Raw genomic sequence first — 25081 nt, 5'->3', positions numbered from 1 at the left:
GGGTTGAGCGCGTCGTCGATGCCGCCCAGCACGTACACCCCGGCGCAGGAACTCTCGAAGGCCGCGGCCAGCTTCACCCGCGGGTACTGATCGAACGACGCGTCGAACACGTCGACCGACAGCGCCAGGCCCTTGCCCCACCAGCGCACGTCGGCGTCGGCGCCGACGCCGCCGCTCGACTCCTTGATGCCGTAGCGGAAGGTCAGCCAGTCGAAGCGGTTGGCGAACTGGAAGGTGAAGGAAGTCGTCGGCGATCGTCGTCGGGCGCACCCACTGGTCGCTGCCGTTGGTCGGATCGAACACCAGCTGCGTCGGGGTAGCCGCCGCGCGGGCCGCGCTCGATCTCGATCAGGCAGTAACCTGTCCGGGCGGGTGTGCAGCTCGACGGGGATGTAGTGCCGGGCCATGCCGGCGAAGACGTTGTACCGCTGCGCAGCCCGACGTGAGGGGTCCGCATCTTGAACAGCGTGCCGAGAAGCCCCTTGGCGTCGTCGGGGATCTCCCTCGACGTTGTCGGCGATCGTCGGGTAACGTTGACCAGCCGGGCCCATGCGTGCCGCGGTCCTGATCGATCTTGTCGGTGATGCTGGCCGTCGAGGCGATGACCCGATCGACCAGGTCGAGCTTCCGCGCACCTTGTCGCCGGTGGTCGCCACCGTCCTTGGCCGACTGCACCAGCGCGCGGGCCTCCGACGACGCCGCCTCGAGGTTGCCGAGGATCGCCTGACCCGCGCGTCGGCGCCGCCCGACAGCGCGGACGTCGGCCGCGACCGTGTCGATCCGCGCCACCGCCTTGTCGGCGCGATCGAGGATGTCCTGACCGTCTGCGACTCCTGCTGCACCAGGCTGTCGACCCGGTTGGCCACCGACGCGATCGGCCCGTTGACCAGCCGGCGTATGTCCTCGACAGGTCCTGACCGGACAGCAGCACCGCGTCGACGCTGGGCAGGCTCTGGTCGATGCGGCGGGAGCAGGGCGTCGGGCGTGAGGTCGACCGACGACCCGGACGATCTGAACGCCGTTCTTCAGCCGGGTGGCTGGCGCTAGCTTCGCTGGTTCCGCGGCGGCCTGGCGCTGCCGGGATCGATCCGAGGTAGTGGTCGCCGAGCAACGACGCCGCCTTCTGAACACCACCGCGCTCGACCACACGCGACGTCCGCGCGGATCTTGAAGCGCACCTTGGCGTAGCGGGCCGTCGATCTGCAGGCTGGGTGATCCGCTGACCGGCAGGCCGGCGACGACGACCTTCGACCCGACCGGCATGCCCGAGGCGTCGCGGAACCGCGCCCGCAGCGTGATGTTGTTCGCGCCGGCCGGGTCGGCGCCCAGGCTCTTCCACACCACGGAGGTGCCGGCCAGGAGCGCCAGCACCAGGATGCCGACCTTGACGCCGGCGGGCGACCGGCCCTGGTGACGCGGCCCGCGGCGGCGACGCCCGACGTGCGGATGAACCCGTACAGGTACGGGATCCGCGAGGCGCGGATCTCGTCGACGGTGCCGGCTATTGTGGATCTGGCGCTCGTGCAGCATCGCGATGCGATCGGCGATGCGGAACACCGAGGCCATGTCGTGGGAGATCACCACCGAGTGTAACCTTATACCGCTCCATCACGCCCAGGATCGTCGTCGACGTTGCGGGGGGCCAGGATCGAGGCCGGTGGTCGGCCTGTCGAAGATCAGGATCTCGGGGCTGAGCACCAGCGCTCGGGCCAGGCCGACGGCTTGCGCTGGGCCGCCCGAGAGTGATCCCGGATACATGGCCTGCATGCCGTCGAGGCCCAGCGCCGCCAGCCGGTCGCGGACGGTCTCCTGATCTCGGCCTTGACTTCTTGTGCTCGCGCAGGGAACGCGCAGTTCTCCTCGACGGTCAGCGAGTCGAACAGCGCCGAGAACTGAACACCAGCCCGAACTTGCGGCGGAACTCGCCAGCGGCTGGCCGCCCAGCGGAAGATGTCGGTGCCGTCGACCCAAGATCGAGCCGCGGTCGGGGGGCGGAGCAAGCACATGAAGTGCTTGATGAGCACGCTTCAGCTGGCGCCCGACGCCGATGATCACGTTGACCTTGGCCGCGCTCGACGTCGAGGTCGAGGCGGTCGAGCACCAGCTTGGGACCGAACGACTTGGTCAGGCCGCGCACGCGCAGGTGCCAGCGCGGGTCCACCTGATCGAGCGGCACGTCGGGGGTGCCGCTCACTGACCCTGGTGTCCGACGCCATCACCCGCAGGAGGATGTCGGACAGGAAGTAGTCGCTGATCAGACGACACCGACGAGAACACCACCGCGCGGGTGGTGCCCAGGCCGACGTCGCGGCTGCCGCCGGCGGCGTTGTAGCCCCTGGTAGTAGTTGATCAACGTCACGATCAGCCGGAAGACGATCGACTTCAGCATGCCTGGGCGACGTCGGAGGTGGTGAGCAGGTCGCGGGTGTGCAGCACGAACTGGCCGTGATCGACGTGTGCACGACCACCGCCAGGAAGTAGCAGCCGAGCATCGCGACGATGAAGAACAACAGCGACAGGATCGGCCCCATCAGCATCCTGGCGATCGCCGCGGCAGCACCAGGAACTGCAGCGGCGACACCGCCATCGACTCGAGCGCGTCGATCTGCTCGGTGATGCGCATCGTCCCGAGCTCGGTGGCGATGCCGGCGCCCGAGCGCCCGGCCACCATCAGCGCCGACAGCACCGGCGCCAGCTCGACCGCGAGCGCCTTGCCGGTGGTGCCGCCGGCGAACGACTCGAGCTGGAACTGCCGGAACGCGTAGACCGCCTGCAGGCCCATCACCGCGCCGGTGAAGAACCCGACCAAGAGCACGATCGGCAGGCTGCCGACGCCGATGCACCGCAGGCCTCGAGGTAGTTGCCGGGCCGGAACGGGCGCCGCAGCCACATGGCCAGCGACCGGGCCAGCGGGATCGCGTGATCGCTGAAGCCGATCGAGCAGCCGCACCACCGGGCGGAACGCGTCGGCGACGCCGGTCGCGATCTCGGCGCTGACCGAGCGCCGGGCGGTGGCGAGGTGGTCACGCGGGGGAGCCTCGGCACCCGCTTGAGATCCCGCAGGTCACCTCGTACTCCGACAGCCCGGCCCAGGCGGCCAGCTCGGCGGTGGTGACGTGGTCGGCGCCGAAGCGTCCGGAACCCGACCGAGCACGACGACCTCGTCGCCGATCGCCACCCCGGCGAGGTCGGTGACGTCGGCGATCGCGATGTCCATCGACACCGCGCCGACCAGCGGGCAGCGGCGGCCGGCGACCAGCACCTCGCCCTTGCCGGTGATCCGCCGGGCAGGCCGTCGGCGTAGCTGACCGGCAGCACCGCCACCAGGCTGTCGCGGGTCATCAGGCCGAGGCCGCCGTAGCCGACCCGCGCGCCGGCCGGCACCCGGCGCAGCTGCGCGACGTGGGTGACGAAGCGCAGCGCCGGGCGGCGGCGAGGGCAGCGTCGGTAGGCCCACCGGCCGTTGCCAGAGCAAGCGCCAGGCCGACCTGCACCAGATCGCGGCGGGCCCGGGGGAACACCATCGCGCCCGGGCTGTTGGCGGCGTGGCAGGAGGTCACCGGCGCGCCGGTCGCGCGCACCGCGGCGATCGCGGCGTCGAACGCGTCGAGCTGGGCCCAGGTCGTGGCGTCGGGCTGGGCGGGATCCTCGACGTCGGCGTTGGCCAGGTGGGTCATCACGCCGACGACGTCGAGGCCGAGCGCCGCGGCGCGGGTCACGACCGCCACCACCTCGGACGGGGCGACGCCGAGGCGGCTCATGCCGGTGTCGACCTTCACGTGGATCGCGACCGGGTCTGGCGCCGGCGCGCCACCGCGGCCAGCTCGTCGAGATCGCCGGGCGCCGACACCACCGGGGTCAGCGCGCGCCCACCATCTCGGCGCCGCCGCCGACCTGGGCCGGGCCCATCACCAGCACCGGCCCGCGCACGCCGGCGTCGCGGAGCTGCACGCCCTCCTCGACGAGGCTCACCGCGAACCCCGCCACCGCGCCGGCCGCCTCGAGGGAGCGCGCCACGGCCGGCGCGCCGTGGCCGTAGGCGTCGGCCTTGACCACCGCGCACACCGCGGTGCCGGTGAGCCCGGCGATCAGCGCGGCGTTGTGCGCGAGCGCCGCGAGGTCGATCCGACCGCGGTCGGGCGGATGCCGGCCCCGGTGGTGATCGACGGCGAGGCGACCGTCCGAGCGGGAGACTCCGGCACGAGTAGAGGCTTGGCCCGAGTCGCCCCGGCTGTCAACTCGCAGCAACTGATCCTCCCGAGGGTCTGTCGCCAGCTGTCGCCAGACCCTCCCCCGTCGGGTCATGCCCCGACGGGGCCCCTATTCTACCAACGGCAGGGATCCCCGCAGGTTAGGTGGTCGCGGCCTGGCCGTGCGGCCACTTTCGGCCACTCGACGCTGGATGCGCGCTCGATCGGACGCTCGATCGGGCGCTCGATCGGGCGCTCGATCAGGCGCTCGATCGGGCGCTCGTTCGGTGGCGGGGCCTGGTCGCCGGAGTGCGCGGCGCTGGGCTGGCGGCGGGCGAAGCCCGACGGCGGCGCGGCGGGTCTCGGGCTGGCGGTGAGCGTAGCGGAGGGTCAGTTCCATCTTCGAGTGGCCGAGGAGGTCCATGATCGCCTTGGGGCTCACGCCGCGCATCATGAGGTGGGAGGCGAAGGTGTGGCGGAGCGGTGCCAGTTGATGCGCGGGCGACCGGCGTGGTCGCAGATCATGTTGAGCGCCTTGATGGCGGTTCCGTGAATGGATGTAGGTGCCGCGCCGGCCGCAGAATACGAGCGGGCCGCGGGTGTGGCGGATGGCGGGATCGCACCACCGATCGCCGTCACAGCCCCTTTCTTGATCGTCGCCGGTGCCCGGCGAGCGCTGCACGAGCGCGCGCGAGCGCTGCACGAGCGCGCGCGAGCGCTGCATGAGCGCGCGCGAGCGCTGCATGAGCGCGCACGAGCACCTGCCGAGTGCGCGTGAGCGCCGCGTGAGCGCCGCACGAGCGACCGCGAGCGCCCACCGAGCGGCGCGCGAGCGCGTGACGAGCGCTGCACGAGCGCCTGCAGAGCGGTGCGCGAGCGCCCGCACGAGCGCTCGATGTACCTGGATGCAGGCCGAAACGAGCGCTCGCGGGCCACCAATCACACGACGCATGCCGGCGCGGGAGGGCGGCAACTCCGCTACGCGCTCGTCCAGAGGCTCGCGGAGGCGAGCGCCGTCAGCACGGCGACGAATCGCACCGCACATCGACCTCGACGCGATGGCGCCAGGGACGCGATCTCGGTCGGAGTCCGGGTCGCGGGCGCCACCGTGAAGGACATGATCTCGGCCCGACCCGCTACGTGGCCTTCGCCCAGGCGGCCGCGGCGGTCGTCAAGGTCGGCCCGACGGCGACGCCGTTCGCGATCAGCGCGGCGACCACCTTGGCGAGCGCGCGGTGGGTGGGGCCGATCGACGCCAGCTCGATCCACTGGACCTGCCGTTCGAGCAGCGCGCGGAGGACCGGGCCCAGCTCGCGCAGCCAGGCCTGGTGTCCCGCGGCAGCGGCGGCCAGCGGCAGCGTGAGCACACCGGCCGGCGCCGGGCCGTCGGTCGCAGCTGCCTCGGTCGCGGCGCGCGCGAACTCGGGCCACAGCTCCTCGATCGAAGGTGGCGACAACGTCGCGGCGGTGCTCGGATAGGACTTCGGCCGGGTGACGCCGACCGGCAGCGCCGCCTCCGGCTGCAATCGCCGCCGTTGCCCGGGGCGCATCCGGGCCCGCGGTGGTGGCGCAAGACCGGCGGCGGCCAGCGCGGCGCGCCAGGTCCCGAACCGACCGATCGCGCCATACGCCAGCCGGCGGACCGCCAGGTCGGCGTGGCTGGTCATGGCCCCGTAGCTGGTCAGCGCTCCCCGAGCGTGCAGGGCCTGGAGGCCCGCGATCACGTCCTCTCGGGTGGTCCGCTCCTGCTTGGGGAACGGTGTCTTCACGCCGGCGGCCGCGCGCGCGGCGGCGAGCGATCCGAACGAGCGTGCGATCGCCGACAGCGCGCCGGGGATCTCCTGCATCGCAGCGTGCGAGGTCGACTCGTTCGCGTCGGCGCGCCGCTGCAGCAGCCGGATGACTTCCTCCCGACTCCAGCGCCACCGGCTCAGCGACAGGCCATCCCCACGCGTCATGGCGCTGCGCAGCCTAGCACTGGCGCACACGCCCTCCCCAGCGCGTCGTCGCAGGTTCGCGATCGCCACGTCAGTTGACCCCGCCGCTGCCCGACCGGTCCGCCACAGTGACGTCTACGAACACCGGCTGCGGGATCGGCGCGGTGTCCTCGGCGTAGGCCCGCAGGCACGTCTGGAGATACGTCGCCAGCCGCGCCGCGGTCGCGCGCACCTCGCCATCGCTGCGCCGGAACGTCCGCGCCATCTCGCCGGCGTAGTGCGCGATCAGCTCGAGCCCGCGCAGGTCGCCGACCTGCACCACGGATAGCCGCGCGGCCCACGGATCGCGGCGCGGCCCGCGCGCCTTGGCCTCGCGCCAGATCGCCGCCGCGAGCCGTGTCCGCACGTGCCGCTGCAGGTGTCCGCACACGCCGCCGGTCGCCGGCGACCACGGCACCCGACGCGCCAGCGTGTCGTCGATCGCGTGCCGGACCAGCTCCTCGGGGCGGGCCACGACGACGCCGACGCCGGCGTAGGCGACCACGTCGATCGGCCCCTCGGCGTCGCCTGCGGCGAGCAGCGCGCGTCAGCCACTAGCCGCTCGATCCACGAAATCGCCTGACAAATCCCCGTGATTTCGATCACGCGGATCCCTCTTGATTTTACCGATCGTGGCGTCGCCCCACAGGAATTCTTGTCAGCCGATTACGTGGGGTCCCCCCCGATCAGGCTGACATGCCTGCGTCACCGAACCGCACGGAATCGCAAAGGTCTTGCGCGCGGCGCGGCGCCTGCGCTAGATCTGGTCGGGATGGGCCTGGATGCCGGGACACACCCTGGTGGCGACAGAGGACTGCGGCGCTCCGGCGGGTCTGGTGGACGCGGTCGGTCCGTAGCCAATTCGATGTCACCGATTTACCCTTCTTTGGCGACTCGCGGCGCGGCGTGTCCCTTCCGCGTGGCTCCCGGCGCAACCGTTCGACGCGCTGGCCGATAGCTCCGGTACCACCCGAGGTTGTCCATGACCCCTGACCGCTCGCCTACGCCTTCTACCTCTCGCCTCGCCCGCGGCGCGCTCGCGTTCTTCGCGCTCGCCGCCGTGACCTGCTCCGACGACGGCGGGCCGACGACCGCGGAGCTCGGGCATGTCACCGGCACGGTCTGGCTGTCCGAGCCCGTCCGTGGCGCCCAGGTCGCGGTGCTGCGCTGGGACGCGGGCCAGGTCGGCGCGCTGGTCTGCGAGACCACCACCGACGACAGCGGCGCGTTCGACTGCGCGGTCGAGAAGTCGTTCGGCGACTTCGTCCTGCGCGCCCGCGGCGGTCAGACCCGGGACGCGGGCGCCGAGCTGACCCTCGACGCGGGCGCCGAGCTGCGCGCGCCGGTGCTGGGCTTCGTCCCGGCCGAGAAGCGCGCGGTCACGATCAGCCCGGCGTCCGAGCTGATCACCGCCGTCGGCCTGGCGCGCCTGGCCGCGACGCGTGAGCCCGACCTCACCGCCGCGGTCGCGCGCGCCCACGCCCTGGTCACCGAGCACCTCGAGGCCGATCCGCTGACGCTCGTGCCGGCGCCGCTGGCCTCGGCGACCACGCTGACCGAGCCGGTCAAGCTCGCGGTGTTCCTGCGCGGGCTCGCGAGCCTGTCGGCCACGGTCGCCGCCGAGCAGGGCCTGACCGCGGTCGCGCTCAACACCCGCGCGCTGGTCGATCGGCTCACCGACGACGCCAGCTCGGCCGAGGCCACGCTCGACGGCGTCGGCCGCGTCGGCGGCGCGATGCTCGAGCTCGGGCCGAACTGCGAGCTGCCCGCGGGCTGCACGGCGCAAGGCGGCCCGGGCTGCCTCGCCTTGTGCGTGGTCGAGACCGACACCCTGCGCGCGCGCACCGGCGCCGCGGTGCTGGCGTGGCTGCGCACCCCCGACGGTGTGACGACCGGGCTCGATCGCGCCGACGTCCTGCCCTGGGTCACGCACCTGCAGCAGAACCAGAGCGAGCTGTTCGGCGCCGATCTGCCCGAGGCCCTCGACACCGCCGGTCCGGTCGTCACCTGGGCCGCGCCCGCCGCCGGCCAGGTCTTCACCGGCGGCGCGGTCATGCTCGACGTCACCGCCACCGACGCCCTCGGCGTCGCGTCGCTCACCGTCGTCGCCAACCTCCGACCCCGGTGCAGGTCGTCGACACCGATCCCAGCCCCGAGCGCTTCGTCGGCAGCTTCCCGATCACCGCGACCACGCCCGAGGGCGATCTGACCTTCACCGCCAGCGCGCGCGACACCGACGACAACCCGGCCACCGCCGATCGCCAGGTCGTGATCGACGCGGTCGCCGCCGGCACGATCTCGGGCACCGCGATCAAGGGCCGTCTGCACGGGGCGACCGTCTCCATCTACACGTTCGCCGACGGGGTCCGTGGCGCGCTGGTCGGTACCGGCCCGACAGAGATCGACGGCAGCTTCAACAGCATCACGGTCGCCGAGGGCACCAGCGGCCCGCTGCTGATCGAGGTCGGCGGCGGCGGCAGCTACGCCGAGGACAGCCAGCCGGCCACGGTCGTCAGCCTCGACGTCAACGACCGCCTGCGCACCGTCGTCCCGGCCTTCACCGACGGCGGCGCGGTCAGCGGCGTCGTGGTCACGCCCGCCACCGAGCTGGCCGTGTCGTACCTCGGCTGGCTCGTGACCGCCGGCCAGGGCGGCGCCGACCTGACCGCGCGCTGGACCACCGCCCACGCCGCGCTCGAGGCGATGCTCGGCATCGCCAGCATCACCACCGTCGTGCCGTCCGAGCCCGCGCAGGTCGACACGCTCACCGCCGCCGATCGCTACGGCCTGGTGCTGCTCGGCCTGTCGCGCACCGCGTGGACCGCGTCGACCGCCGGTGGCGGCGACGCCGGCGCCTTCGGCCCGACGATCAACGCCCAGAAGGTCACCAACATCTGGAGCCGCGACCTCGCCGACGGCTGCCTCGACGGCAAGGCCGGCGCCACGCCGCTCACCTACGGCGGCGTCGCGCAACTCACCGACGAGGCGCTGCGCCTGCAGCTCGCCCAGGCCATCGTCGCCTACCTCGGCGACAGCGCCCGCAACGTCACCGCCTTCAGCGGCCCCGCCGAGGTCCTGCCGCTGCTCGACGCGATCGCCACCGGCGGCGGCAACGCCATGCCCGGCTCGTGCGTCGGCGCCGTCAGCGGGCATCTGTTCGATGACAACGGCCGCACCTTCGACCGCGACGGCCCGCTGGTCACCTTCGACGGCGCCACCCCGCTCGCCGGCGCGTTCGTGCGCGGCACGATCATGGTCGAGGCCACCGCCACCGACGTCGGCATGCTCGACCCCGCGCCGACCCTGCGCATCACGCTCCCGATGAGCACCGTCGACACCGACGGCGACATCAACGACGCCGACATCCACGCCACCTTCGACACCGCCGCGATCATGCCCGGCGGCGGCACGCTCACGGTCGTCCTCGACGGCTTCGATCACTCGAACAACCACAGCGACGTCGCCATGTCGACCCGGTCGTTCACGGTCGACAACACGCCCCCGGTGATCGCGATCACCGCGCCGGCGATGGACGGCCAGTTCCTGCGCGGCCCGGTCACGATCCAGTACACGATCACCGAAGCCAACGTGATGTCCACGACCGCGCTCCTCGACAACATGACGCCCATCACGCCCGGCTTCCAGGTCGCGGCCGAGGGCGCGCACACGATCAGCGTCACCGTCGTCGACCGCGCCGGCTGGACGACCATGGCGACCCGGACCTTCACGATCGACAACAACGCGCCCGTCATCACCAGCGTCGCGACCCCTAGCGGCCTGGTCGTGCGGCCGCCGCTGACGATCACCGCCACGGCCACCGACAACTTCATGGCCGCAGGCTCGCTCGGCAGCGCCATCACCGTCACCAGCACGCCCGCGCCGACCACGACCACGCCCGGCTCGACCGGCGGCAACCGCACGCTCGCGGTCGCCTACAGCACGTTGCCCGACGGTCCGTTCACCGCGCGCTTCAACGTCACCGACCGCGCCGGCAACGCCGCCGTCGAGCACGTCGTCACGCGGACCATCGACAGCACGCCGCCGGTGCTGAACATCACCGGCGTGACCGCGAACACCTGGTACGCCGCGCCCGTGACTGTCACCTTCGGACAGACCGACGCCAACCCGGGCACGACGACCGCCACGCTCGATAGCATCCCAACGACCAGCCCCGCGACGGTCGCCGGCGAGGGCTCGCACACCCTCATCGCCACCGCGACCGACGCGGCCGGGAACGTCACGACGTCGACCGTTCCCTTCGTGGTCGACCTAAACAACCCGACGTTGACGCTTCAGGGCCCCGCGCCCCCGACCTGGGTCCGGGGCACGCTGACCTTCCAGGTGATCGCCGACGACACGCTGCGCGCACTTGGATCGCTCGCAAGCAACATCGTGGTCACCGCCACCGGCCCCGGCGGCGCGATCGCCACCTCGCCGACCCACACCATGCTGGCCGACGGCCGCCGCCGTGTCGACCTGACGATCGACACGACCGCCGTCGACGATGCCGCCGGCACCGGCAGCCTGACTGTTCGCTTTGACGTGACCGACCGCGCCGGGCGCACGGTGACGCTACCGATCACCCGCACGATGGACAACGCGGCGCCCGTGGTGACCTTCACTGGGTTTCCGTTCGGCGACGCGACCTCAGGCTGGTCGCGTGCGGTCGCGCCAGCGCTGGTCATCGGCGGCGACGTGATCGATGCCTCGCCGACCACCATCAGCCTGACGATCGGCGTCGCGACGCCGGTGGCGGCCGTGGTCACCGGCGCGACCTGGGCGCACACGCCGGGCAGCACGCTGGCCGAGGGCTCGCATGTGTTGACCGCGGTCGCGACCGACGCCGCAGGCAACACCGCGTCGCGGACGTACACCCTCGGGATCGATCGGACTGCGCCGACGGCGAGCAACACGCCGCGGGCGGTCTACGACGAGCGCAACGACACGTTCGGCGCCACCGGAGGCCGCCCCCAGCACATCCACAGCGGGACCCAGGTGATGCTCGGCGGCGCCGGCTGCCAGGCCATCTACAAGCACGCCTACCTGCTCGATACCGCGCCGGCCGGCGACGAGTCGCCCGCGGCCAACCCGCTGGCGTTCGACTGGCGGGCCAACGACGGCGTCGGCGTCGGCGTCGATCCCGTCAGCCTCACGTACGCGGTCACCAGCCCGGGCGGCACCACCACGGCCGCCTACGCGCTCGCGCCCGCGACGTCGGGGTCGGACACGATCGCCACCTCGACCTTGCGCCGCGACGGTCCCCAGGCCGTGCCAGCGCTCGGCGTGGTCGACCTAACCGAGGAGGGCGCCTTCACGATTACGTTCGCCGTCCGCGACCGGCTCGGGAACGCCGCCACGCTCCCGCGTTGCTGGACCTACAACCCGATCGGCGCCCCGGTCGACTTGACCGGCGCGGGCGCGATCCTCCCAGCCGCGGCCGAGGCGCTCGACGCGCTGGCGGTCTACAAGCTGAACGAGAACGACGCCATCAGCGGCCTGCTCAACAACACCCACCCAGGCGCAGGGCTCATGCGGGTCGATCTGTTTAACCGCACCAACGATCGGGTGTGGTTCACGTTCACCCCGAGCATCACTGGTGCGACGCTCACCAAGACCTGGAGCGTAAAGTACCAGACGATCAGCACCCAGACGGTCAACGTGACCTGCAACTACGACACCGGTGTCATCTCCGGACCACCCGCGATCTGTGTGAGCGACGGCGACTACACCGGCACGCTCCCCGGCGAGACCGTGGTCACCTCGACCCCGTTCACGGCGACGCCAACGGTGCGCCTGTTCGACATGACCACACCGAGCAACCCGATCGTTGTGCCGACCTGCCCGACCTGCGAGCCGCTCGAATTCGAGCTCGTTCCCGGCAAACCGTACACCGCCGTGGTCGCGATCAAGCACCTCCAGCCGATCGGGTTCACCGGCATCACGTCGGGGTATCTCGAGGGCAACACCGGTGTCGCGCCCGGTCCGATCGTGCCGACGACACGGTTGCCGATCGCGCCGCTGACCACGACCGGGGATGGCGTCAACCGCTACTGCTCGGCGTTCACTGTGCTCACGCCGTTCACTGCGCGCTGCACTCAGGCCACGACCGTCGGCGGCGTGCGCTGGGCGGCGGCGCTGGGGTTCGGTGCCGCTCAGATCACGACCGTCGCGGCATCTGCGGCGGGCAGTACGCTCACCTTTAAGCGGACTGGCACCAACGTTCTCGCCACAGTCCAGGTCCTCACGTACAGCTGGTCGACAACAGAAAGCCCAACGCCATGAAGCCACTCGCTTACATCCTGATAGGCGCAACCGCCGCAACCACACTCGTCTTGGCGTGCAGTGACGACTCGCCAGCAGACGCCGATGCGGCGGTCTGCGATTGCCCGGCTGCCGAACCGCCCGTGCCGGCACGAATCGTCACGATTCGCAGTGTCGACCAGGTGGTCACGGCCAATGGCGCTGGCGGCATCGGCGTAGCCTGCCCGACCGCAAGCAAGTTCCTGAGCGGAGGGTGCTATGTCGACGCCCCTGGGGTCAATGACCTACAACTCCACTCCTTCGGCAAGGTCGCTGACCAAGAGAGCTTCGGTTGCACATGGTTCAGCCACCACGCGGCCGACCAGACGGTCCACGCTGAGGTCACATGCCTTGTTCCCTAGCTGCTTCTCGCCCCCCGGTGCCATACGGCTCAGCCCAGTTCAGCACCTCTCGGCGCCAAGCCCCCGCGAAGTAAGGGGTAATGGTGGTGCTCGCGGAGGCTCAAGACGGGTTTGGAACGGTGCGAGGGAGAATGTCTTTCAAACTACGCAACCGGCGCGGCCCTTGGCCGATAGGACAGACATGAGCGGCGCAGCATTCAGAGTCGGCCACGGCCGTGCCAGGTCGGCGCCGTCGGTCGTACATGCTGCCGCGCGGTTCGCGACCTTCGTGGGGCTGCTCGCTTGTTCGAGCCGAAGCTCCACGAAGGAGAAGCCGGTCGCCATCGCAGATGCTTCGGTGACCGCCGACGCAATCGAGATCGACGCCGCGCCTGCGCAGGCACTCTGGAAATTCTCGGATGTCTATCCACTCCTGCTGAAGGATTGTCCATTGACGCTGCCGCTCGCCCAGGCAGGGGCCAAGGCCCCTGCCGCACGACGGATAATCGACTCTCTTGGACCTACGTGCTTTGTCCCGGCCTCGGCGAAGGGGTCGTTCCGGCAGATCGATGTCGAGCTAGCAGAGCAGGCTCCGGACGGCTCCTGGCATGACTATCGCCTCAAGAGCGAGCTGGACACCGGCGGCATGGTCTATCGCGTCATGTTCTTCTACGGACAGCCGGGAACGACGCTGCCGAACGAGTGCCAGCGGATCGGCGCGGAGGTCGCAGCATACGGCCAGGCGATGATGGGACTCTCGGACACTGAAGCCGCGCGCATCGGCGCCACGTTCCAGCAGCTGCTCACAGCGCGGTTCGACGGGTTTCGCGCACGGGTTCCACTGGGGGATCGTGTTGTGAACCTAATCGTCGGTATCACCAAGGCGAATGGAGAGGCCTACTGCGCTGCGGGCCTCGATGCGGGCGGCGAGTACCCGGAAGAGCAGGCGGCGCGAATCGTCGACGTCCCGCTGGCCCCGATGCCCGAGGAACCAGCGGCGACCGACCCGAGTCGAGGAGAGTGAAGCAATGCCCGATGACCAGGATGGCGGCAGACTCGGTAGCCTGACGAACCCGACGTTCGATGTCGATGTGGGAGCGGGCGGTTCCGCCCGCAGTATCTTCAGTTCGGGTCCAGCCCCATTGCCGGACCACGACCCGGTCCTTGCGATGACCCGCAAGGTTCGCGACGTAACGCTACGCCACGCGCCGGCCGCCCCGCTCGGGATGGACTGGATGCCGGGGACCGAGTCGGCCTCGGAGGTCATGGCGGTGGCGCACGAGTTCCACGCCGCGCTGCAGCGCCTCAAGACGAAGCCCACGATGGAGCAGAGCATGCACATCAACCAGGCCGTCTTCGAGTTGATCAACGCGGGGATCCGGATGCGGCCCGACGATCGGATCGTCCTCGACGCCCTCAACGCGGACATCGCCGCGATCGCCACGGCGCGGGGGGTGCAACTCGCCGCCCCCCATCCCGCGAGCAAAGTGATCGAAACCAGCCGTGACCCGGCGGCGCGCATCGAGGCGACGACCGCAGCAATCGCCCAGATCGTGCAGAGCGTCTCCGATCAGCTCGGCGCGCTGGATCACAACGCTGTAGCCAAGGCCGGCGTGGTCGCCGCGGCAGCGCCACGCCTCGTAGCGTTGCTGGACATGCTCACGGCGCCGGAGACCGATGCGATACGGGGGCGGAAGCAACAGGTTGACGCACTCAGGGACGTGCTCGAGATGCTCGCGCACATCGCGCTCGCGAACAACGTCGACATGGGCCTCGCCAAGCTCGACCAGATCTTCGAGGCCGAGGACGCGATGCTCCGGCGCGCCAGCTCGAAGCCGTCCGAGCGCCGCAAGCACTACTACGCCAACGTGAACACTACGGACCTCGACGACGATCCGTTCACGCGCGACGAATCGCTACCGACGGGCGGTGAGTTGATCGACGAGATCCTTGGCACGTATCAATCGTCCCCGACGATGCAGACGCTGGCGCTTGCCACGATCGGTCCGCTGCTGGCCGAGCCGCCGCCCCCGCGCGATGTGCCGTTCTTCGAGCGTCTCCTCGAGACGATCGTCATGCAGTCCCTCGACGTGCTGAGCGGCCACCTGGCCAGCGGCTTCGCGCAGACCGTCCGCGCGCTCGCTGCCAACCCGGCCGCGATCGCCTCGGCGGCGGGCGAGGTTGGGGCCACGCTGACGGACGCAGGGAGCGCGGTGAAGTCGCGGTTGCCACGCCCAGCCCAGCGCGGCATCGACGCCGTCGGCCGGGCCGGCACGAGCGCCGGCAAGGCCGTGGCTCCCGCGGTCCGCGGGGCGCGCGACCTGATGACGCCCATGTCGCCGTCTCCCCAGCAGCTCGCCGCGCTCGCCCAGACCGGTCAGGCGGTCCTGGGCGCGGTGGACGTGAAGGGCTTCGCGATCGAGCTGGCCAAGGAGACGAAGAAGGGCGCGATCGCCGAGGTCGGTGCGCACGCCGATGCCGGGGGAGCTGGGCCGCTCACCCAGGCCTTCCTCTCGGCGATGGGCCAGCAGATCGACGCGTACGCGAAGCTGGTCGTGCGTCGAAGCCCAAAGCTGCGGGCGCTCCTCGAGACTCTCCCGCCCGACCAGTTGACGACCATCCGCGCCCAGCAGGACGTCGCGGTGACGGCGGCCTACGAGGCGACGCGCGCGACGATCGCCGAGCGCTGGACGACCGTGATCGCCGCTGCCCATGTCGCCCCAGACGCCGACGGCACTACCTCGCATCAGGGAACGATCGAGAACATCGCCCGCCTGCCCGGGGTCATCCAGCTCCGCGCCAGGGTCGAGGGCAACGCAGGGCCGCTCGGCGGGACGATACCAAAGGCGAGCCTCCAGGGCCGGCCCGTCCTCAACGAGATTTCAGCGTCGATGAAGGCGACGCTACGCGAGAGCGGTCGCCCGCTGCACCTCGTGAACATGCAGCGCACGCTCCAGCTCGACTTCGCTGGGGACTCGATGACCCTGTCGATGGGCACGATCGACTTCGGGCCCGACGGGCAGGTGGACCTGAGCCGCGCGGACATCCACAGCCTCTCCGCCCTTGCCCGCGGCGAGGTCCCGGACCGGCCGCACAGCGGCCTTGAGCACGCGATGGCGGTCCAGTCCGGACTCGCGACCCCTGCAGCCGCAACCAAGGCCGCCCGCATGGTCCTCGAGTCGCTCCACTTGACGACCAGGGACCTGTGACACAGCGCGGACCGCTCGCACGAATCGCAAGGAGCCGCTGATGCAGCCTCAGAACTCGCTTCAACGCCGGGCCTCAGCGCACCTCGCCCACTGGTCCTCCTTCGGAGTGGCACTGTTGGCCGTCCTCCTGACGGCGTGCAGCGAAACACCGACCAGCTGTCCGACCTCCACCGGCGATCTAGATGGCGACGGGAGCATCACCGACCTCGACTGTGCGATGGCCGCGATCGGGGGCGCTGTCAGGGGCATCTGCGCAGGCGATCCCAAGCTGTGGCTGAGCAACGATCGCTGTGCGTCGATCACGCGAACGACACTAGCGACTGGGGCACTGGAGGACGTGCGCACGCTGAACGAACTGGAGGGCTTCGTCGCAACGGTCGGAGGCCGCGTCGCCGTCGCCATGCCGCCGCGCTACGACGAGCCACCGGATTCCTGGACCACCACTGTTAGTAGCGGCAACGAAGTCGCCGGCAGCCTCACCGTGACCGACGGCAGTCTGCTCACGCTGGTGGCGGGCAACCGCGTGTGGTTCGACATCAACGGGGACCTCACTGCCCAACCAAGCGAGGTCATCCTGATCTCGACCATCCTCGGCACCCAAGTCAGCGACGCACTGGCGGCCGTGTCGTTTGACGGCCACGCGGTCGTCAGTGGGGTCGGAACAGGAAACCGGCTCATGGTTTGGACAGACCTGTCCGATGACCTACGGGTCACCGCCGACGAGATCGAGCTACTCCCGAGCGACCGCGCGCCGATCGGACTCGACCGGGGCGTGCTCACCTACTTTGATTCCCAGCTCAACGGGCCCGCATACTGGAGCGGCAGCACTACGCCTACGCAGCGGCTCGAGGTCGCTGTCGAATGCGGCCGGCTGGGCAGTCCAGAATCCGCCAACTTCACGTGCTTGGCGCCAAGGCTGACGGCCGGGATGATCGTCGCGTCGCAGGCTGCCGGAGGCAGTCCAATTGTCACCGTTCGGCGCTGGATGCCGGGGCGGCACTTGTGGCTGGGGATGCCCTTGCGAATGACGCCCGCCAGCGGCATCCGCGAACGCCCATTCTACGCCGCCGTGCATTACAGCGACGCATCCGGTTTTCATACCTGGCTCGATGAGAACATGGACTTCGAGATTCAAGACCGCGAAGTCGTTTCGATCGCGTCCGGCGAGGCCGTCGAACTCGCGACAAACTCAGAGTTCCTGGCCGCCGCGGTTGAGTATCTGCCGGCGGAGTCGGCGCCCCAGGTCTTGGGTGTCGTCCCAACGAAGCGCGGGGGAGTGGACGAACTCATTGGAATCGTCCGGCGGCCCGCGACGGCATTTCTCGGCGAAGCGTGCAGTGGAGCGGCGCCATGCGCCAGCGGCTTGGCATGTACGGCGCTCGATGACCGCACCTTGTGCACCGACGCCCAGGGGCTCTAGAGCACCGACCGGTTCGGAACCACCGCAATCACGCGGCCCTGGCCACGGCGCGCGCGGCGCGGGTCGACTGGGCTTCGAGTAGCCGCTGGATGACTTCGAGATTGCTGACGGCGCTGGCGCGGCGGAGGTCGAACTCGTTCTTGCGGGTGCCGAGGTAGCGGGCGTGACGACCCTGTCGCCGGCACGTATGGGCCTGCCGGTGCTCGATGGGCACGCGCTCGCGGAGTTCGCGGCGGCCTTGCGGCGTCGCGGCTTGCTTGCGGAGCCGGTGCTGAAGCAGTTCGTTGTCGGCGATGGCGACGGAGCGACCACGGTCGAGGCCAGCGTCCGTGCATTTCCCACGAAGTGAGCACGCGCGGCAGGTGTCGGCCGGGAACTCCACCTTGGCCCCGAGGACGATGGGTTGCTGTTCGCCTGCCGGGCACGTGATCGTGCGGTCGCGCATGTTGAGGGTGAAGTCCCGCTTGCTGAAGTGCGTGCCGTTGTGCGCGAGCCAGGGGCGGCAGATGACCCGTCCTCGACGGGCCAGGATCTCGTCGACGACCGGCGCGTTGATGTAGCCGCGATCGATGTAGAGCGCAGCGATCGTCAGCCCCTGCGAGGTGATGTCGGCGACCAAGCTGGGCGCAGCGTCCTGCTCGGGCCGGTTGGCAGGGAGCACCGCGACGGCCAGGACCAAGAGAGTGTCGAGATCGATGGCGAGGTGGCGCTTGTACCCGTTGAAGCGCTTCGACTTGGTCTTGCGGCCGTGCCGCATCTCCTTGTCCTCGATGGAGACGCGGCGGTCCTCGGCGACACCTTGCCGGATCCGCAAGCGACCGCTACCGCCCGGATCGGGCTCGAGGTCTTGCCCGATGATCTGGCGCAGAGTGGCGACGTGCTCGTCGAGGGGTGGCCGGGTCAGCTCGTCGGGTAGATGCGCGGCCACCCATTGCTCCAGTTCGGTGAGTTGCTCGATGAGCGTGGGGATCGCAGTGGCCTTCTCGTCGGGGTCGCTCCAGTCGAGATCGAGGCCTTGCTTGACGCTCGCGGCGAGCAGCAATGGGCAGCCGGCCTCGCGGCAGACGCGCGCCTCGGTCCAGTGCAGCAGGCCCGCGACGCAGGCGACGATCTTCCGGCCGGCGTGGCCCAGCAGGTTCACCGTGTCCTCGACGCGGCCGGCGCCTTCCAGCGGGCTGGAGTCCATCGCGACCCGCAACGTCTTCGGCAGCTTCTTGGGATCGAACGCCTTGGTCTCGCGCGCAAGCTCGCGGCTTCGCTCCAGCAGCCGGCGGTCCAGATCGGCGGCGATCAATCTCTGCCGGAAATCAAAGAGCGCACCCTGCGAGAATAGCGGCTCGACCGTCCCGAGGCAGTCGAGCACCATCTGCCAGCGAAGATCGAGCAGCGACAGCTCTACGGCGGTCGCATCCGACGCCCCCGCGTACGACTGCAGCAACACGACCATCGCCAGCAGCGCCGGCGGATGGGGATCCTTGCCGGTGCCGTTGTCGCGATACATCGTCTCGAGCTCGCGCTGGAACGCGTCATCGAACAGTTGGTCGCGATGCAGCCGCAGAAACGCGTAGAGCTTGCCGTTGCGCTTGAGCCGCCCGAGGATGAACTTCTCCTGGCGGCTGACGATCTGACTCGGGCTCCAGCGCTTGATGGCCATCGCCCCGCAGAGGATCACGATCCCGAGCGCGCTGTCGATCGGCCGCCTGTAAGCGATCGATATTCTTGAGGCGGCGAACTGATCGCTGCTCTAGCGGTGCGCACGACAGCGCACGGCGGAAGACTGAACGCCGCGCCCCGTCGCGCCCGCCCCCTGGTGGATGCTGGCCTTCCGATCAGCGAGGTCCCCCTCGCGCGACCGCCGGGCCCCTGTTGGTCAATGGGAAAGTATGAGCGCCGCGCGGCGGGCCTCGTCCTCGCCATGGCGGCATCCTGCTACGGCCGCCACGTCCCAGATGCCTGGCGCCATCCGCCCGTGACCGTGCTCCGCCAGAGCAGCGGCAGCCTTGAGGCCGATGAATCCGAGCGCGGCTTCGAGGTCGTCACGCGCGCCCGCACCGATGGGCGGGTGGTCCTGATTCAGCTGCAGGAAGGTGTGGTCCGCGTGCCGCTGGATCGCGACGTCCGCGGACTCGCGGTCGAAGCCGGCGGACTCGACGAAGGCGACGTGCCCTTGGTCGGGTCGCGTGTCGATCCCGAACACCGAGAGGCGGGCTTCCGCTACGTTACGCTCGGCGGGCAGCAGGTGACGGTCCCATACGCTCCGGAGGGTGCCCTCCTGATCCCGAACGACGCGACCTCCGCGGTGAACCTGGAACAGCGCGGCCGCCAGGTGCGCGCCGATCGCTACGCGTTCGCCGGGGCGGTCGAGCCGGTCGGGACCTTCGAGTTGCCGGACGACCAGAGCTACCTCGCCGACGGGCGCGCGGCCGACGGCGTCGCGGTCGTGGTCATCGACGCTGCGGTCGGCAAGGAGGCCGTCATCGTCGGACTTGATCTGGCCACCGGCGATGCGCGGTGGCGTACGTCGGTGCCGCACCCCTATCGCCGCGGGTTTGCCGCTGTCGGCAGCGATGCCTTCGCGATCGTGGTCGACGATCCCACCGCGTGTGAGGCGTGCACGCAGGTCGAGGTGCGGCGCATCGCGGACGGGGGCCTCGTCTCCGCCACCGCGATTGAGACCGCGTGGGGCGAGGGCTTCACCCTGGGCGTCGTCAACGACGAGCTGTGGATCTACGGCTACGCCGCTCCGGAATCCGATCACATGCTCGGAGGACACTACGACGCGCGCTGTAGCTACGCCGTGTTTGGCCTCGGTGATACCAGCGGTCGACCGCGGCGCACGCTCGCCGACGCCCGCGATCGCTGGCAGACGCTGACGAGCCCCAACTGCGCGGTGCGCGCGCTCGCCCCAGGGCCGAACGGCACGGTCGCCGTCGTCCGCTCGACCTCGGCCGACAGCGCCGACGTGTTCCTGCTCAGCGGGCCGCCGTGACCAGGGCGCACTGCTCCGAGGGGATGCGGAAATTCGCCGCTGCCGGCGCCGGAGCCTCGTGTCGGTCGGCCCTGACCAGGTCGTTGTTCGCGACCCCGCCCGCGCCGAGCGATGCGAACGAGCGCGTGCTGGCCTACTTCCTCAGGAGGTTCGTGCTGAAATGACGCAGTCGGTCGTCGGTCCACATCTCTTCGTCCAGGCATTGGCCTGTTGCGTCGCAGTCGGAGGGTGCCGGGGCGGTGACTCCCCGCGGAAAGCCGCGACCTCACGCGACGCGGCGCAGCCTGCCGTAGGTGTCGATGCCACGCCCGGAGGCCTCAACGCACCGGCCCCGATCGACGCGATGCCGGTGTTCGACGCGCCGCGACCCAAAGTGGCCGCCGAGTTCGAGGCAGCAATGGACGACCTCATGAAGAGGCCGCCAAGCCCGGAGCGCTCGCAGCTGACCTGCTTGTTCATCAAGAAGAAGCGGGAGGTGTTTCGCCTCCCCGCATCGATCCAGCGGCCGGAGCGTGTGCCCGAGGAAGAGTGGCGGCAGGCTCAGATTGAGTACGGAGAGACCGAGATCGACATCGCCGAGATGTGCGAGGACATGGACGGAAAGCCCGAGGGAGGCGAAGACGAGGAGGTGCTGCGCCTCCTCCGCCAGCGTTACGAGAAGCTGGTCTCCCTGACGAGAGATCCATGACGTCGCGGTTGCAGGGCATGGTCGCGGTTGTCGCGGTCGCGGCCTGCTCCAAGTCGAGCCAGCCGGTCATCCAGGGCGGCCCCGGAAGTGCCTCTGCGGCAGCGATAGAGCCGCTGCGCTCGATCGTCGTGCCGCCTCGCTGCTCGCCGAGCGCCCCCGGTCCGGCGAGCCCGCCCGCGAGCTCGCCGACCAACGTGCCCCTGTCGACCGCGGTGACGGTGTGTGAGGCGCCGACACCAAGCGAGGTGTGCGCGTGCCTCGCGAGAGATCTCGGCGTGCTCAGCGACGGCTTCGACCACGAGCCGGGCACGTGTGAGCTATCCAAGGTGTCATCGCCGTCCGTCCAGGTCGCCACGATCTTCGGCAACAGCACCAACGACCGCCTCGTGCCCGCAATCTCCACGGTGATCATCGCCCGGGGCAGCTCGACGTGGGCGGTGCGTGGTGTCGCGGAGACGGTCGCGGAGATCGACCTCACCGAGACTCCGGAGATGTCGGCGAACGTCGAGGTCGTCGCAGTGACCGAGGCGACGTTCGGGGCGGCGCGCTTCGCATGGATCCAGACCAGCGCCACAGAAGAAGACGTGGCCGGAGACGAGCGCTACGCCGATGACTCGTCGCTGCTCACCATCTGTGAGCTCGGCGAGATCGTTCGCTGCGGACGCCTCGACCTCGCCGCCTGGCGCTATGTCCTCGGTCGCAACGACGACGACGCGGAGGGTGACGAGGACGCGGACGACGAGGGTGCCGACGAAGGATGTCGGTCCGCCAAGGGCGCCTCGTACCAAGCCGAGCAGATCGGCGCCGATGGCGTGATGCTCAAGCTCACCGCCGGCGCCGACGACGGCAGGACCGCGAAGATCCACCCGTTCGAGCGGCCCCAGTGAGGTCGCATACCCAGCGCCATCGCGGGGCCGCGAGCGGCGTGCCTCGCGCCTGAGCTACACTCGCCCGAGCCGTGGCTCCGCCGATCGTGCCTCCCGGCCTGCAACCAGTCATCGCCTGGTGCGCGGACCAGCCGTACCACCTGCGGGTCGTCGGCGACATGCTGACCTGGCTCACCGGTGGGGGTGAGCGGCCGACGTACCGCTGGCAGCTTCCGCTCGCGGCGGTTGACCCCCACCAGGCCATCGGCCAGTTGCTCGTGCCCGGCGACCAGCCCGAGGCGCCGTTGCCCGACGGCACGCTGGTCCAGCACGAGGCGTACAACCGCGTCGACGCGTGCTGCGAGCGCGACACCACGGTCTACTACCACCACGCCGGAGCGATCCACGAACGAAGTCCCGACGGCGGGGACCGGCCCTTCGCCACGCTGCCGCCAACCGATCCCCCAGATGCCTGGCGAACCATCGAGGCGACCACCTGGGTCGATGAACGGCTCTACGTGATCGCCGAGGACGGCCTGGACCAGCGCGGCGATCTCGGCCTTCTCGGTGCGCGCGAACGCCTCCAGGTCGCGCATGGTGGACGTGATGTAGTCCGAGCGGTCGCCGGTCGCGATGAACTCGATCAGCCCGCGGATCTTGTCCTCCGTGCGCTTAAGGCGATCGCGGCGGTCCTTGATCTCGGACTCCAGGCGCTTCGAGTAGTCGCGCAGCTCCTCCGCGACGCGGCGACGCACGTAGGTGTTAGCGAGCGCGCCCATCGGCGGGAACAAGGGCGAGATCAGGCCGCTTCGATGGCCATCACCGGGGGCGCCCCGTAACACTAGACTAGCTCCGCGTCCCGCGCAGCTTGCGAGATGCCCGCATGCGCTTGCCGTTTCCGGTCTTTCCATCGTAGCTTCGGGCCGGAATGCAGGCGCCGTTGGCGGTGATCATCGGACTCTTGGCGATCGGGTGCTCAAGCAAAGGGCAGCGGTCGCCGCCGGTGGGTGACGCAGGCGGTACGAGCGTGACGCTCGCGATCGACGCTGGCGAACCAGCGCCAAAGCCGGTCATCAATGCGCGTGTCTTCGTCGATACCTCGGGCAGCATGGCCGGATTCTTCGGCGGTGCCGCCAAGGCTGGCGAGAAGCGTATCGCCGCGTTCCACGCGGAGATCGAGACCGCGCTCGCCGAGGCCGGGATGGGGACGCCGAAGCGATGCACGGTGGGCCAGAAGGTGGTGTGCGACGGTGCGCCCGACTCGGCCGCAGCGCTGGGGCGAGCGAAGCTCTACACCGAGCTCAGCTCGCGCCTCGATCTGTCGCTGGTGCGGCGGCCCGTGCCTGACAAGATCGATCGTGATCACCCGCCGCCGCCCGACTTCCTCGACGAGGCTGCGTTGACGATCGTGGTCACCGACGGCATGCAGGCCTCGGCCGGCGGCACCGGCGGCACCAACGTCGCGGCGGCGTGTGCGCAAGGCGCGGACCCTGGTTGTCTTACCGCGGTCCTGCGGGCGCGGGCCGACGAGGGCTTCGGGGTTTGGATGGTCGGGGTGCTGCTCCCGTTCAGCGGCAACCACTACGTCGAACGCCCGCTGTCAGCCGACTACTTCGCTAGGACGGCAGCTCACGTCGCCGACATGAACACCGACCCGCGCAAGGTCGGTTTCACGTTCTCGGTGAAAGGGCCGATCCGCACCGATCAGGCGGGCAACGGGTACTTCCCCTACACGGGCTACAAGCCGCTGCTCATCCTCGTCTTTTCGCGCGACGTCGCCCTGGGCCGGCGGTTCGTCAACAGCCTGGAACGCAAGCTCAAGAACGCTCCCCTGCGTGCCGGCACGATGAAACCCGACGACTCCGTGATGACGGCGGAGCTGGCCCCGCTCGACGTTGCTCCCCAGAAGATCGAGTCGCTGACTGTGCTGCCGCTCGCTCAGCAGCAGGCCGAGGGCATCGATCCGCCCGCCTTCGCCGAGTTCCGGATCGAAGGCACGGCGCCCGTGGACGATGGTCTGTCGTCGAAGTTCTGGTGCGGCGCCGGGGGCAAGGGGCTGTTCACGGTGAGCGTAAAGGAGATCGGCGCCGGCACGTTGCCGCCGTACTTGGTCGCCACTACGCAGTTGCGGATCGATCCCAAGGCGCCATTCGCACCAGTGCGCCCCGCCGGCGGAGTCGTCCCCGTCCGAGGTGAGTCCACCCAGTTCCTCACCGGCCTGAACTGTGCGCCCCTGGCGAAGGGCCACACCGAGCTGCGCGCGACGGTCGAATCGACGATCGCGCTTGACGCCACGGCGGCCGACGCTTGGTGGAACACCGGCAAGAGCGGCTGGTCGAGCGAGGACAACTGGCAGATGCCCGAACGACTGTACGGCCTCGACGTCCTGGTGCGCGCGATGCTCGACCGGCGCACCGCGCGCCCGCACCCGATCGGCACCCTTCATGTTCACGTTCAGCGCGACTAATGTGCCGACCAAACGCCAGCCTCGGGGCCGACGCGGCAATCGATCGGGCTTACCCCATCCAAGCTCACGGAATCGCCCACCTTTCCGCTGTCGCCGAGGGACCTGAACCCTTGACCTTCGGCGCGTAAACGCCTACCTTGCGCGCCACCACACTTCTTGCCCGAGGGGGGCGACTTGCAGAAGGATCCGTTTGCGCAGACCACGCCCGATCAGGGCTCGGGCAGCTCCATGCCCACCGCACCAACGGCGGCGAAGGCGGGGTGCGAGTACATCACCAAGGACGTCTGCGGCAAGTCCAACAACGGGATCCTGTTCACCAGCGCGGGCTACGTGATCGTGCTGGTCGCTGCGTTTTCGCTGGGCCGGCGCATGCTCAACCGGCGCGGTGGGATGTCGTCAGGGGCGGCGCTCCTGCTGACCCTGATCGGTGCCGCCGGCGGTGCCGCGGTGCTTGCAGCGCTGGATCCCATTCGGGGCGCTGACGCGACGTGCTGCCTGGCGAGCGACGTCTTCAAGGCGGAGATCTTCCTGCAAGACTCCACCCCAGGACGTGCAGTGCTGCTCGGGCTCGTGCCGGCGGCCGTGCTGTTCCTGCTCGTGTACGTCGCCGAGCGCGTCTTCGGGAAGCGATAGCT

General features: G+C 70.1%; 23 protein-coding genes and 2 pseudogenes. 13 read left to right on the top strand and 12 right to left on the bottom strand.

Going from position 1 to position 25081, the window contains the following annotated elements; genetic code table 11:
- Positions 1-407: hypothetical protein (locus IPJ61_RS21730; protein ID WP_297112862.1), on the bottom strand; the 407-nt coding region annotated here is incomplete at its 3' end.
- A 142-nt stretch (positions 408-549) separates the two neighbouring features.
- Between IPJ61_RS21730 and IPJ61_RS21725 the strand changes: the two genes are divergently transcribed.
- The gene (locus IPJ61_RS21725; protein WP_297112859.1) at positions 550-1047 is read left to right on the top strand and encodes a hypothetical protein; all 498 of its coding nucleotides are present in this window, start codon (positions 550-552) and stop codon (positions 1045-1047) included.
- Between the two features lie 561 nt (positions 1048-1608).
- On the opposite strand, the gene IPJ61_RS21720 is transcribed toward IPJ61_RS21725, so the two are convergent.
- The gene (locus IPJ61_RS21720; RefSeq protein WP_297112856.1) at positions 1609-2004 is read right to left on the bottom strand and encodes an ATP-binding cassette domain-containing protein; all 396 of its coding nucleotides are present in this window, start codon (positions 2002-2004) and stop codon (positions 1609-1611) included.
- 43 nt (positions 2005-2047) lie between these two features.
- Here IPJ61_RS21720 and IPJ61_RS21715 point away from each other — a divergent pair, with 43 nt between their 5' ends.
- On the top strand, positions 2048-2197 hold the full coding sequence (locus IPJ61_RS21715) for a hypothetical protein (protein ID WP_297112853.1): 150 nt from the start codon (positions 2048-2050) through the stop codon (positions 2195-2197).
- Positions 2198-2254: 57 nt separating this feature from the next.
- On the opposite strand, the gene IPJ61_RS21710 is transcribed toward IPJ61_RS21715, so the two are convergent.
- From IPJ61_RS21710 to IPJ61_RS21680, 8 genes and pseudogenes are all read right to left on the bottom strand, one after another.
- Entirely contained in the window at positions 2255-2389 is a 135-nt protein-coding gene (locus IPJ61_RS21710; RefSeq protein WP_297112850.1) for a hypothetical protein, read from the bottom strand.
- A 141-nt stretch (positions 2390-2530) separates the two neighbouring features.
- Complete coding sequence (locus tag IPJ61_RS21705) at positions 2531-2890, bottom strand: MlaE family ABC transporter permease (protein ID WP_297112865.1); 360 nt, start codon at positions 2888-2890, stop codon at positions 2531-2533.
- Between the two features lie 174 nt (positions 2891-3064).
- Positions 3065-3384, bottom strand: a pseudogene (locus tag IPJ61_RS21700) (alanine racemase C-terminal domain-containing protein).
- A pseudogene (locus tag IPJ61_RS21695) lies at positions 3342-3791 on the bottom strand (alanine racemase); the annotation flags it as partial. The pseudogenes IPJ61_RS21695 and IPJ61_RS21700, both read right to left, overlap by 43 nt.
- Positions 3792-3858: 67 nt before the next feature.
- Entirely contained in the window at positions 3859-4248 is a 390-nt protein-coding gene (locus tag IPJ61_RS21690; RefSeq protein ID WP_297112843.1) for an alanine racemase, read from the bottom strand.
- A 72-nt stretch (positions 4249-4320) separates the two neighbouring features.
- On the bottom strand, positions 4321-4914 hold the full coding sequence (locus IPJ61_RS22490; protein ID WP_366506058.1) for a tyrosine-type recombinase/integrase: 594 nt from the start codon (positions 4912-4914) through the stop codon (positions 4321-4323).
- Between the two features lie 412 nt (positions 4915-5326).
- Positions 5327-6148 carry a hypothetical protein gene (locus tag IPJ61_RS21685; protein ID WP_297112840.1) on the bottom strand — a complete coding sequence of 274 codons (822 nt, stop codon included), beginning with the start codon at positions 6146-6148 and terminating at the stop codon, positions 5327-5329.
- Between the two features lie 70 nt (positions 6149-6218).
- Positions 6219-6671 (bottom strand): hypothetical protein, encoded by a 453-nt coding sequence (locus tag IPJ61_RS21680; RefSeq protein WP_297112837.1) that lies wholly within the window; start codon positions 6669-6671, stop codon positions 6219-6221.
- Positions 6672-7148: 477 nt separating this feature from the next.
- On the opposite strand from IPJ61_RS21680, the gene IPJ61_RS21675 reads away from it, so the two are divergent.
- The 5 genes from IPJ61_RS21675 (at position 7149) to IPJ61_RS21655 (ending at position 17436) form a co-directional block, all read left to right on the top strand.
- Complete coding sequence (locus tag IPJ61_RS21675) at positions 7149-8375, top strand: Ig-like domain-containing protein (RefSeq protein WP_297112834.1); 1227 nt, start codon at positions 7149-7151, stop codon at positions 8373-8375.
- Positions 8291-12448 (top strand): Ig-like domain-containing protein, encoded by a 4158-nt coding sequence (locus tag IPJ61_RS21670; RefSeq protein ID WP_297112831.1) that lies wholly within the window; start codon positions 8291-8293, stop codon positions 12446-12448. The genes IPJ61_RS21675 and IPJ61_RS21670 overlap by 85 nt, the downstream gene beginning before the upstream one ends.
- A 561-nt stretch (positions 12449-13009) precedes the next feature.
- Complete coding sequence (locus IPJ61_RS21665; RefSeq protein WP_297112828.1) at positions 13010-13831, top strand: hypothetical protein; 822 nt, start codon at positions 13010-13012, stop codon at positions 13829-13831.
- A gap of 145 nt (positions 13832-13976) precedes the next feature.
- Positions 13977-16016 carry a hypothetical protein gene (locus IPJ61_RS21660; RefSeq protein ID WP_297112826.1) on the top strand — a complete coding sequence of 680 codons (2040 nt, stop codon included), beginning with the start codon at positions 13977-13979 and terminating at the stop codon, positions 16014-16016.
- Positions 16017-16056: 40 nt separating this feature from the next.
- The gene (locus IPJ61_RS21655) at positions 16057-17436 is read left to right on the top strand and encodes a hypothetical protein (RefSeq protein ID WP_297112823.1); all 1380 of its coding nucleotides are present in this window, start codon (positions 16057-16059) and stop codon (positions 17434-17436) included.
- A 28-nt stretch (positions 17437-17464) separates the two neighbouring features.
- On the opposite strand, the gene IPJ61_RS21650 is transcribed toward IPJ61_RS21655, so the two are convergent.
- Positions 17465-19090: an IS1182 family transposase gene (locus tag IPJ61_RS21650; RefSeq protein ID WP_297112820.1), complete on the bottom strand. Its 1626-nt coding sequence runs from the start codon at positions 19088-19090 to the stop codon at positions 17465-17467.
- Between the two features lie 219 nt (positions 19091-19309).
- Between IPJ61_RS21650 and IPJ61_RS21645 the strand changes: the two genes are divergently transcribed.
- From IPJ61_RS21645 to IPJ61_RS21630, 4 genes are all read left to right on the top strand, one after another.
- The gene (locus IPJ61_RS21645) at positions 19310-20425 is read left to right on the top strand and encodes a hypothetical protein (RefSeq protein ID WP_297112816.1); all 1116 of its coding nucleotides are present in this window, start codon (positions 19310-19312) and stop codon (positions 20423-20425) included.
- 343 nt (positions 20426-20768) lie between these two features.
- On the top strand, positions 20769-21113 hold the full coding sequence (locus IPJ61_RS21640) for a hypothetical protein (RefSeq protein WP_297112813.1): 345 nt from the start codon (positions 20769-20771) through the stop codon (positions 21111-21113).
- The gene (locus IPJ61_RS21635) at positions 21110-22000 is read left to right on the top strand and encodes a hypothetical protein (RefSeq protein ID WP_297112810.1); all 891 of its coding nucleotides are present in this window, start codon (positions 21110-21112) and stop codon (positions 21998-22000) included. The genes IPJ61_RS21640 and IPJ61_RS21635 overlap by 4 nt, the downstream gene beginning before the upstream one ends.
- Before the next feature lie 71 nt (positions 22001-22071).
- Positions 22072-22818 (top strand): hypothetical protein, encoded by a 747-nt coding sequence (locus IPJ61_RS21630; RefSeq protein WP_297112807.1) that lies wholly within the window; start codon positions 22072-22074, stop codon positions 22816-22818.
- 7 nt (positions 22819-22825) lie between these two features.
- Here IPJ61_RS21630 and IPJ61_RS21625 read toward each other — a convergent pair whose 3' ends face one another.
- Complete coding sequence (locus IPJ61_RS21625) at positions 22826-23089, bottom strand: hypothetical protein (protein ID WP_297112805.1); 264 nt, start codon at positions 23087-23089, stop codon at positions 22826-22828.
- On the opposite strand from IPJ61_RS21625, the gene IPJ61_RS21620 reads away from it, so the two are divergent.
- Both IPJ61_RS21620 and IPJ61_RS21615 read left to right on the top strand, forming a co-directional pair.
- Positions 23088-24446: a hypothetical protein gene (locus tag IPJ61_RS21620; RefSeq protein WP_297112802.1), complete on the top strand. Its 1359-nt coding sequence runs from the start codon at positions 23088-23090 to the stop codon at positions 24444-24446. The genes IPJ61_RS21625 and IPJ61_RS21620 overlap by 2 nt on opposite strands.
- Positions 24447-24620: 174 nt before the next feature.
- Positions 24621-25079, top strand: a complete 459-nt coding sequence (locus IPJ61_RS21615) for a hypothetical protein (RefSeq protein ID WP_297112799.1) — start codon at positions 24621-24623, stop codon at positions 25077-25079.
- The last annotated feature ends 2 nt before the right edge of the window (positions 25080-25081 follow it).

Source organism: Tessaracoccus sp. (assembly GCF_016714275.1).
Lineage (GTDB): Bacteria > Actinomycetota > Actinomycetes > Propionibacteriales > Propionibacteriaceae > Arachnia.
Note: the sequence above shows the minus strand (reverse complement) of the source record. Positions and strands in the feature narration are given on the sequence as shown.

Coding starts and splice junctions, on each gene's coding strand:
- IPJ61_RS21710 (WP_297112850.1), bottom strand. CDS start 2,389: ATGCTGAAGTCGATCGTCTTCCGGCTGATCGTGACGTTGATCAACTAC.
- IPJ61_RS21655 (WP_297112823.1), top strand. CDS start 16,057: ATGCAGCCTCAGAACTCGCTTCAACGCCGGGCCTCAGCGCACCTCGCC.
- IPJ61_RS21665 (WP_297112828.1), top strand. CDS start 13,010: ATGAGCGGCGCAGCATTCAGAGTCGGCCACGGCCGTGCCAGGTCGGCG.
- IPJ61_RS21650 (WP_297112820.1), bottom strand. CDS start 19,090: ATGGCCATCAAGCGCTGGAGCCCGAGTCAGATCGTCAGCCGCCAGGAG.
- IPJ61_RS21640 (WP_297112813.1), top strand. CDS start 20,769: ATGCCGGTGTTCGACGCGCCGCGACCCAAAGTGGCCGCCGAGTTCGAG.
- IPJ61_RS21675 (WP_297112834.1), top strand. CDS start 7,149: ATGACCCCTGACCGCTCGCCTACGCCTTCTACCTCTCGCCTCGCCCGC.
- IPJ61_RS21645 (WP_297112816.1), top strand. CDS start 19,310: ATGGGAAAGTATGAGCGCCGCGCGGCGGGCCTCGTCCTCGCCATGGCG.
- IPJ61_RS21635 (WP_297112810.1), top strand. CDS start 21,110: ATGACGTCGCGGTTGCAGGGCATGGTCGCGGTTGTCGCGGTCGCGGCC.
- IPJ61_RS21685 (WP_297112840.1), bottom strand. CDS start 6,148: ATGACGCGTGGGGATGGCCTGTCGCTGAGCCGGTGGCGCTGGAGTCGG.
- IPJ61_RS21660 (WP_297112826.1), top strand. CDS start 13,977: ATGACCCGCAAGGTTCGCGACGTAACGCTACGCCACGCGCCGGCCGCC.
- IPJ61_RS21625 (WP_297112805.1), bottom strand. CDS start 23,089: ATGCTGCCCGAGGTATCGACGAAGACACGCGCATTGATGACCGGCTTT.
- IPJ61_RS21725 (WP_297112859.1), top strand. CDS start 550: ATGCGTGCCGCGGTCCTGATCGATCTTGTCGGTGATGCTGGCCGTCGA.
- IPJ61_RS22490 (WP_366506058.1), bottom strand. CDS start 4,914: ATGCAGCGCTCGCGCGCGCTCGTGCAGCGCTCGCGCGCGCTCGTGCAG.
- IPJ61_RS21620 (WP_297112802.1), top strand. CDS start 23,088: ATGGCCGGATTCTTCGGCGGTGCCGCCAAGGCTGGCGAGAAGCGTATC.
- IPJ61_RS21715 (WP_297112853.1), top strand. CDS start 2,048: ATGATCACGTTGACCTTGGCCGCGCTCGACGTCGAGGTCGAGGCGGTC.